The following is a 9522-nucleotide window of genomic DNA, read 5'->3' as shown; positions in this document are numbered from 1 at the left end:
GATGCCGAAGCGCACACCGTCTTAGACCCCGGTGCGCGCGGTCAGCTGCGTATCCTCGGCGGGCCCGGCACCGGTAAAAGCAGCCTGCTGATCGACGCCGCGGTTGCCCAGATCGACGCCGGTGTCAACCCGGAGTCGGTTCTGCTGCTTACCGGTTCCGGCCGGGTCGGGATGGCTGAGCGGGGCGCGTTGACGACGGCGTTGCTACGCTCGCGGACCACCGGCCCGGCCCGGGCCGCCGTCAGTGAGCCGTTGGTGCGGAGCGTGCACGGGTACGCGTACGCGGTCTTGCGGCGCGCCGCCGAGCGCGCCGGCGAGGCGCCACCGCGGCTTGTCACCAGCGCCGAGCAGGACGCCATCATCCGGGAACTGCTGGCCGGCGACTTCGAGGATGGGCCGCGCGCCGCGACCGCGTGGCCGGCCCACCTGCGGCCCGCGCTGAGCACCGCCGGCTTCGCGACCGAGCTTCGAAACCTGTTGGCCCGCTGCGCCGAACGCGGCGTGGATCCCCACGAGCTGGAGCGGCTGGGGCGCCGTTGCCGGCGCCCGGAGTGGAGCGCCGCCGGCCAATTCGCACGCCAGTATGAGCAGGTGATGCTGCTGCGCGCGGCGGTGGGCACGGCCGCGCCGGAGGCGACCACACCCGCGCTGGGCGCCGCCGAGTTGGTCGGTGCCGCACTGGAAGCGTTCGCCGTCGACCCCGAATTGCTGTCGGCCGAACGTGGCCGAATCCGGGTGTTGTTGATCGACGACGCCCAGCAGCTCGACCCGCAGGCGGCCCGCCTGGTTCGGGTGCTCGCGGCCGGCGCCGAGCTGGCGCTGATCGCCGGGGATCCCAACCAGGCGGTGTTCGGGTTCCGGGGCGGCGAATCCGCCGGATTGCTCGGTGGCGACGCGCCGCCGGTGACGCTTACGACCTCGCACCGCTGCGCTCCCGCCGTGGCGCGCGCGGTCAGCGGTATCGCCGGCCGGTTACCCGGCAGCAGCAGGGGCCGGTGGATCGACGGAGCCGGTGCGGGAGAGGGATCCGTCACGGTGCGGCTGGCCGCGTCGGCGCACGCCGAGGCGGCGACCATCGCCGACGCGCTGCGGCGCGCACACCTGATCGACGGTGTGCCCTGGTCGCAGATGGCGGTCATCGTCCGGTCGGTAGCGCGGGCCGGGGCGCGACTGCCGCGCGCTTTGGCCGCCGCTGGAGTGCCGGTGGCCGCAGCCGCCGTAGCCGGGCCGCTGTCCGAGGAGCCGGCCGCGCGGGCCCTGCTCACCGTCCTGCTGGCCACCGCCGACGGGCTGGACGGGCAGCAGGCGCTGGCGTTGCTGACCGGCCCCCTCGGTCGGGTCGATCCCGTGTCGTTGCGCGGGCTGCGCCGAACACTACAGCGCGCCAATCCCGGTCGCGCACCCCGCGATTTTTCGGCCCTGTTGGTCGAGGCGCTGTCCGGCGACGCGACGCCGCCGGGGCCGCGGTTCGCCCCACTGCGCAAGATCCGCGCGGTGCTGGACGCGGCCGCGCGCTCACACCGCGCGGGTGCCGACCCCCGGTACACCCTGTGGGCCGCCTGGCACCGGTCCGGGCTGCAGCGCCGCTGGTTGTCGGTGATCGAGCGTGGCGGTCCCGCCGCGACCCAGGCCACCCGGGACCTCGACTCGGTGACCGCGTTGTTCGAGGCCACCGATGACTATGTGTCGCGCACCTCGGGCGCGTCGTTGCGCGGTTTGGTCGAGCACATCGCCTCAATGGCGCTGCCGAGTGCCGCCCCCGAGCCGGTCGTCGCGGCCGAGCAGGTAAGGGTGCTCAGCGCACACGCCGCGCTGGGGCACGAATGGGATTTCGTAGTCATCGCCGGACTGCAGGATGGCCTGTGGCCCAACACCGTTCCGCGCGGCGGTGTGCTGGCCACCCAGCGGCTGCTGGACGTGCTGGACGGGGTCGGGGCGGATGCCTCGGTGCGGGCGCCACTGCTGGCCGAGGAGCGCAGGCTGCTGGTGGCTGCGATGGGCCGGGCCCGGCGCCGGCTGCTGGTGACCGCCGTCGACAGTGATACCGGTGGGGCCGGTCTACAGGCCGCGCTGCCGTCGGTCTTCTTCACCGAGATCGCGCAGTGGGCCGACGACACCGACAGCACCGGCGCACAACCGGTCTCGGCGCCGCGGGTGTTGTCCGCGGCCGCGCTGGTGGGCCGGCTGCGTGCCGTCGTGTGCGCGCCCGACGGCGCGGTGAATGAACGCGCCCGCGCCTGCGCGGCAACCCAATTGGCCCGGCTGGCCAAAGCCGGCGTACCCGGCGCCGACCCAGCCGGATGGCACGGCCTCACTGCGATCAGCACCACCGAACCGCTGCGCGACAGCGGCGACGTGGTCACCTTGACGCCGTCGACGATGCAGACCCTCGACGACTGCCCGCTGCGCTGGCTCGCCGAGCGGCACGGCGGATCAAACCCGCGCGACGTGCGCTCGGCGATCGGGTCCGTGGTGCATGCCCTGATCGCCGAACCGAATCAGAGCGAATCAAGATTGCTGTCCGAGCTGGACCGCGCCTGGACGCACCTGCCCATTGCGGCGCAATGGCATTCGGCCAACGAGCTGGCCCGGCACCGCGCCATGCTGGAGGCGTTCATCGAATGGCGGGCACAGACCCGTGGCGCACTGACCGAGGTCGGCGTCGAGGTCGAGATCGACGGAATTGTGGCCACCGAGGACGCCGGCCAGGTGCGGTTGCGTGGCCGGGTCGACCGGCTGGAGCGCGATGCCGCCGGGCGGCTGGTGATCGTCGACATCAAAACCGGCAAGACACCGGTCAGCAAGGACGATGCGCAACAACACGCCCAGTTGGCCATGTATCAGCTGGCGGTAGCCGAGGGATTGTTCGGCAGTGGGACCGACGATGCCGAGCCCGGCGGCGCGCGGCTGGTGTACCTCGGCAAAACCGGAGCATCCGGAGTCGCTGAACGCGAACAGGATCCGCTGACCGCCGCCGCCGGCGCCGAATGGCGCGGTGTCATCGCGCGCGCGGCCGCCGCGACGTCCGGCCCGCAGTTCGTCGCGCGGCGCAACGACGGCTGCACGCACTGCCCCGTCCGGCCGAACTGCCCGGCCCACGCCGACGGGTCGCAGCGGTGACTCCGCGCCCGCGCCACACCCCCGCCGAATTAGCCGGCGCGCTGGGGCTTTTCCCGCCGACCGACGAGCAGGCCGCCGTCATCGCCGCGCCGCCGGGACCGCTGGTGGTCATCGCCGGCGCCGGCGCCGGCAAGACCGAGACCATGGCCGCACGGGTGGTGTGGCTGATCGCCAACGGCTACGCCGCGCCCGGTCAGGTGCTCGGATTGACGTTCACCCGCAAGGCCGCCGGCCAGCTGCTGCGCAGGGTCCGGTCCCGACTGGCCCGGCTGGCCGGTGTCGGCCTAGGTGCGCCCGGCGTCGCCGGCGATGCGGCGGTCGACCCCGAAGGCGCGCCGACGGTCAGCACCTACCATGCCTTCGCGGGCTCCTTGCTGCGTGACTACGGGCTACTGCTGCCCGTCGAGCCGGACACCCGGCTGCTCGGCGAAACCGAGTTGTGGCAGCTGGCTTTCGACGTGGTGACCGGGTATCCGGGGGAACTGCGAACCGACAAGACCCCGGCGGCGGTCACCTCGATGGTGCTTCGGCTGTGGGGACAACTGGCCGAACACCTGGTGGACACCGGCCAGCTGCGCGACACCCACGTCGAGCTGGAGCGGCTGATCCACTCCCTGCCGGCGGGGCCGTACCAACGGGATCGCGGACCCAGCCAATGGCTGCTGCGGTTGCTGGCCACCCAGACCGAACGCACCCAACTGGTGCCGCTGCTCGACGCGCTCAGCGACCGCATGCGCGCCGCGAAGGTGATGGACTTCGGGATGCAGATGGCCTCGGCGGCCAGGCTGGCGGCGACATTCCCACAAGTGGGGGAGGAGCTGCGCAGCCGCTACCGGGTGGTACTCCTCGACGAGTATCAGGACACCGGCCACGCCCAACGCGTCGCGCTCTCAGCGCTATTCGGTGGCGGAGTCGACGATGATCTGGCCCTCACCGCCGTCGGCGACCCCATTCAGTCGATCTACGGCTGGCGTGGTGCGTCGGCCACCAACCTGCCGCGGTTCGCCACCGACTTCCCTCGAGCCGACGGCGCCCCCGCCCCGATCCTGGAATTGCGCACCAGCTGGCGCAACCCGCCGCGGAACCTGCGGGTGGCCAACGCGGTCTCGGCGGAGGCGCGGCGGCGATCGGTGGCCGTGCACGCGTTGCGCCCGCGCCCGGATGCCCCGCCCGGCACCGTCCGCTGCGCATTGCTGCCCGATGTGACGGCCGAGCGGGAGTGGATCGCCGACCATCTCCAAGCGCAGTACCAGCGCGCCCGCGACGACGGCGCCAGTCCGCCGACGGCGGCGGTGTTGGTGCGCCGCAACGCCGATGCGGCGCCCATCGCCGACGCGTTGCGTGCCCGTGGCGTCCCGGTCGAGGTTGTCGGGCTGGCCGGCCTGCTGGCCATTCCGGAGGTCGCCGAGGTGGTGGCCATGCTGCGAGTGGTCGCCGATCCGACGGCCGGGGCGGCTGCGATGCGCGTGCTCACCGGATCACGGTGGCGCCTTGGTGCCCGCGACCTCGCGGCGCTGTGGCAGCGTGCGCGTGCGCTCGGCGGGGCAGTGCAGCCCGCCCAAGCGTCCTCGCCCGAGTCGATCGCGAGGGCCGCCGACCCCGACGCGGACACCGCATGCCTGGCCGATGCCATCGCCGATCCCGGTGCGGCCGCGGCATATTCGGCCCCGGGATATCGGCGCATCATCGCGCTGGCCGCCGAACTCGGTGCCCTGCGCGCCCACCTCGGCCACCCGCTGCCGGATTTGGTCGCCGAGGTGCGCCGTGTGCTGGGTATCGACTGCGAAGTTCGGGCCGCAGCGGGGGTCGACGTCGGCTGGGCCGGTACCGAGCACCTGGATGCGTTCGCCGACGTCGTCGCCGGCTACGCGGAACGCACCGGGCCGGCGGACGGATCGACGTCCACGTCGGTGACCGGCCTGCTGGCGTTTCTGGACATCGCCGAGACGGTCGAGAACGGTTTGGCGCCGGCGCCATTGACGGTCGCCCGCGACCGCGTCCAGGTGCTCACCGTGCACTCCGCGAAGGGGCTGGAATGGCAGGTCGTGGCCGTGGCCCACCTGTCCGGCGGCATCTTCCCTTCGACGGCGTCGAAGAGGACGTGGCTCACCGACGCCGCCGAGCTGCCACCGCTGTTGCGCGGCGATCGCGCCGGCACGGGTGCGCTGGGCATCCCGGTGATGGACACCTCGGACGTCACGAACCGAAAGCAACTGTCGGACAAGATTTCCGAGCATCGTCGCCAACTCGAGCAGCGACGCATCGACGAGGAGCGGCGGTTATTGTATGTTGCCATCACGCGGGCTGAAGACACCCTGCTGGTGTCAGGGCACCACTGGGGGGCCACCGGTGCGAAGCCCCGCGGCCCATCGGACTTCCTGTGCGAAATCAAGGCCGTCATCGACGATTCGGCCGCGGCCGGCGAGCCCTGCGGAACGGTGGAACCCTGGGCAGCGCCACCGGCCGACGGGGAACGAAACCCGCTGCGCGACAGTGCCTTAGAAGCGGTATGGCCGCCCGACCCGTTGGGACGGCGGCGCCACGACGTCGAGCACGGCGCCGCGCTGGTGAGGCAGACGTTAGTGGCCGACGCGACCGAGGCGGGCGTCGACGTGGACGGGTGGGCTGCCGACGTCGACGCATTGCTGGCCGAGCGCGCCCGATCGGTGCGGCCGGCGCCGCGCGCGCTCCCCGGCCAATTGTCGGTCAGCTCACTCGTCGGCCTGGCGCGTGACCGGGCGGGCACCGCGCAGCGGCTGATGTACCGGTTGCCGTCGCGGCCCGAGCCACATGCGTTGCTGGGCAATGCGTTTCACGCATGGGTTCAGAAATTCTATGGCGCCGAGTGTCTGTTCGATCTGGGCGATCTGCCGGGTGCGGCGGATTCCGATGCGGGCGACGCCGCGGAATTGACGGCGCTGCAGGAAGCATTTCAGGAATCATCTTGGGCCACACGGACTCCGGTCGCCGTGGAGGTACCTTTCGAGATGCCGATCGGTGACACGCTGGTACGCGGACGCATCGACGCCGTCTTCGCCGATCCCGACGGGGGTGCCACAGTGGTCGACTGGAAGACCGGTGAACCGCCACGCGGGCCGGAGGCGAAGCGGCAGGCCGCCGTCCAACTTGCCGTCTACCGCTCGGCCTGGGCGGCGTTGGCCGGTGTCCCGGAATCCTCGGTGCGCACCGCCTTTTACTACGTGCGTGCCCGCACCACCGTGGTCCCCGAGGAACTGCCGGGTGACGCCGAGGTGGCGGGGCTGCTGATGGATCCGGACGGCGATCGTCACGTGCCGGTGTGACGTGCGCCGCCCGAGTGTTGGTGAAGCTGTGGCCGTGGTTACATAAGACCCGTGCGGGTCTCGTGCGCAAAAGGCAAGCCGATGACGGACCGCCGTGGGCAACGGTAGGTCCCGAAAGCTGAGCGGTCTGGACGAAACCCTGACTGCTCAACGCGGTCACCAGCTGATCGGCGTGGTGCGCATCCCCGAGGAGCATGCCAGCCCCATCCGTGTCATCACCCGCCGCCTGGCCATCGCACTGGTGGTGTTGTTCGCCGCGGCGTTCATCGTCTACGTGGACCGCGACGGTTTCCGAGATGTGCGCAACGAACCGCTGACCTTCCTGGACTGCGTGTACTTCTCCGCGGTGTCCCTGTCGACCACCGGCTACGGCGACATCACGCCCTACACCGAAACCGCGCGGCTGGTGCACACCCTGATCTTCACCACGCTGCGGATCGCGTTTTTGGCAGTGTTGGTCGGCACCACGCTCGAAGTGCTCTCCGAGCGATCTCGCCACGGGTGGAAGATTCAGCGTTGGAGGAGCAGAGTGCGCAACCACACCATCGTGATCGGATACGGAACCAAGGGGAAAACGGCGGTTGCCGCGATCCTCGGTGACGAGACCGTGCAAACAGAGGTCGTCGTGGTCGACACCGATCGCAGCACGCTCGAGCACGCGGAAAGCGCGGGCCTGGTCACCCTGCATGGTGATGCGACCAAAGCCGACGTGCTGCGGTTGGCCGGCGCCCAGCACGCGGCCTCCATCATCGTCGCCACCAGCCGCGACGACACCGCTGTGCTGGTGACGCTGACGGCGCGCGAGATCGCACCCAACGCCAAGATCGTCGCCTCGATCCGGGAGACCGAGAACCAGCACTTGCTGCAGCAGTCGGGAGCGGACTCGGTGGTGGTGTCCTCGGCCACTGCCGGGCGGCTCCTTGGACTGGCCACCACCACGCCCAGCGTCGTGGAGATGATCGAGGATCTGCTGACCCCCGACATGGGGCTGGCCATCGCCGAGCGAGAAGTGGAGCAGAGCGAAGTCGGCGGATCACCGCGGCACCTGCGCGACATCGTGCTCGGCGTGGTGCGCGATGGCCACCTGCTGCGCATCGGTGCACCGGAGGCGGACGCCATCGAGGCCAATGACAGACTGCTGTACATCCGAAACGCCGACCACTGATGGCAATCTCGGACTTTCAGCTACGCAGCGTTCCGCTGCTTTCGCGGGTGGGTGCCGACCGCGCCGATCAGCTGCGCACCGACGTCGAGGCGGCCGGCGCGGGCTGGGCGGATGCGGCGCTGCTGCGAGTGGATTCGCGCAATCAGGTGCTGGTCGCCAACGGCCGGGTGGTACTCGGTGCCGCCGCAGAAATCGGCGATAAGCCGCCGTCGGAGGCCGTGTTTCTGGGGCGCCTCGAGGACGGCCGCCACGTCTGGGGCGTCCGCGGCGCGCTACAGGCTCCCGAAGATCCGGACGCGCATGCCGAGGTGGTGAACCTGCGGAGTCTCGGCCCAATCTTCGACGACACCAGCAGCCAGCTGGTGTCCGCGGCGGTCGCGCTGCTGAACTGGCATGAGAAGGCCCGCTTCAGCTCCGTGGACGGTTCGCCGACGAGACCGGCCCGGGCGGGCTGGTCACGCGTCAACCCGGTCACCGGTCACGAGGAGTTCCCGCGGATCGACCCGGCGGTGATCTGTCTGGTTCACGACGGCGGTGACCGCGCGGTGCTGGCCCGCCAAGCGGTGTGGCCCGAGCGGATGTTCTCGCTGTTGGCCGGATTCGTCGAGGCAGGCGAATCCTTCGAGGTGTGCGTCGCTCGGGAGATCCGCGAGGAGATCGGCCTGACCGTCCGCGACGTGCGATACCTGGGCAGTCAGCCGTGGCCGTTCCCCAGGTCGCTGATGGTCGGCTTCCACGCCGTCGGCGACCCGGCCGAAGAATTCTCGTTCAACGACGGTGAGATCGCCGAGGCGGCTTGGTTCACCCGCGATGAGGTGCGCGCCGCGCTGGCGGCGGGGGACTGGTCCAGCTCGTCGGACTCGAAACTTCTACTGCCCGGGTCCATCTCGATCGCCCGTGTGATCATCGAATCCTGGGCCGCGATCGACTGACCGTGCGCTCAGTGGCCGGCGTCGGCCAACTTCTCCTTCACCTGGGCCGCGGTCGGATTGGTCAGCGTCGACCCGTCGGCGAACTTCACCGTCGGAACCGTCCGGTTGCCGCCGTTGACCGAGCTGACGAAATCAGCTGCCGTCGCGTCGTGCTCGATGTCGACCGCCTTGTAGGGAATTCCGTTGGACTTCAGCACCGTCATGAGCCGATGGCAGTAACCGCACCATGAGGTCGTATAGACGGTGAGCGGAGCAGAGGTCATGGTTGGTTAACGTAACCCGGCGACGCTGCATTCCACGCCGGGGGTAGTACGCGGCCACTCGGCTGCAAGGGGGACGAGATCCGCCGACTCGCCGGGGCGACACGCCAGTTCCGCCGATTAGGGCGTGGCGATGCGCCGGGTTTGTCGGCGGTCGCTGCCAAGATGGACGCCATGCCGACGGTCGCCGATCCATTGACAGCGGGGCTGGACGACGAGCAGCGCGAGGCCGTGCTGGCTCCATGCGGCCCGGTCTGCGTGCTCGCGGGTGCCGGCACGGGAAAGACCCGCACCATCACGCACCGGATCGCCCAGCTTGTCGCGAGCGGTCACGTCGCGGCCGGGCAGGTGCTGGCCGTCACGTTCACCCAGCGGGCGGCGGGGGAGATGCGCTCGAGGTTGCGGACGATCGACGCCGCGGCGGGCGGGGACACCTCCGTCGGCGCGGTCTCGGCTCTGACGTTCCACGCGGCCGCGCACCGGCAGTTGCGGTATTTCTGGCCGCGGGTGGTCGGCGAGACCGGGTGGCAGCTGCTGGACAGCAAGTTCGCCGTGGTCGCACGGGCGGCCGGCCGCGTCCGGATCAACGCCAGCACCGACGACGTGCGCGACCTGGCCGGCGAGATCGAGTGGGCCAAAGCGTCGTTGATCGGGCCGGAGGAGTACCCGGCCGCGGTGGCGGCCGCCGCGCGCGACATCCCCCTGGACGCCGCCCGGGTCGCCACCGTTTACGCCGCCTACGA

The 9522-nt window shown here is 70.9% G+C and carries 6 protein-coding genes; 5 read left to right on the top strand and 1 reads right to left on the bottom strand.

All coding sequences use genetic code 11. From position 1 onward, the window contains the following. The 4 genes from A5686_RS20030 to nudC form a co-directional block, all read left to right on the top strand. Positions 1-3120 (top strand): ATP-dependent DNA helicase (locus A5686_RS20030; RefSeq protein WP_067937904.1); only part of this gene is annotated, 3120 nt, incomplete at its 5' end. After that, the gene (locus A5686_RS20025) at positions 3117-6422 is read left to right on the top strand and encodes an ATP-dependent helicase (protein WP_067937906.1); all 3306 of its coding nucleotides are present in this window, start codon (positions 3117-3119) and stop codon (positions 6420-6422) included. The genes A5686_RS20030 and A5686_RS20025, both read left to right, overlap by 4 nt. 94 nt (positions 6423-6516) lie before the next feature. After that, on the top strand, positions 6517-7587 hold the full coding sequence (locus tag A5686_RS20020; RefSeq protein WP_067937902.1) for a TrkA family potassium uptake protein: 1071 nt from the start codon (positions 6517-6519) through the stop codon (positions 7585-7587). Beyond that, positions 7587-8519, top strand: coding sequence for an NAD(+) diphosphatase (gene nudC, locus A5686_RS20015; protein WP_067937900.1), 933 nt, complete (start codon positions 7587-7589; stop codon positions 8517-8519). Before A5686_RS20020 ends, nudC begins: the two co-directional genes overlap by 1 nt. Before the next feature lie 8 nt (positions 8520-8527). On the opposite strand, the gene mrx1 is transcribed toward nudC, so the two are convergent. Beyond that, positions 8528-8782, bottom strand: coding sequence for a mycoredoxin Mrx1 (gene mrx1, locus A5686_RS20010; protein ID WP_067937898.1), 255 nt, complete (start codon positions 8780-8782; stop codon positions 8528-8530). Positions 8783-8953: 171 nt separating this feature from the next. On the opposite strand from mrx1, the gene A5686_RS20005 reads away from it, so the two are divergent. Next, on the top strand, positions 8954-9522 hold a 569-nt coding region (locus A5686_RS20005), incomplete at its 3' end, for a UvrD-helicase domain-containing protein (RefSeq protein WP_197520649.1).

The sequence above is a fragment of the Mycobacterium sp. E2479 genome, assembly GCF_001667925.1.
Classification (GTDB): Bacteria; Actinomycetota; Actinomycetes; order Mycobacteriales; family Mycobacteriaceae; genus Mycobacterium.
This window is presented reverse-complemented; position numbering and strand designations above follow the sequence as displayed.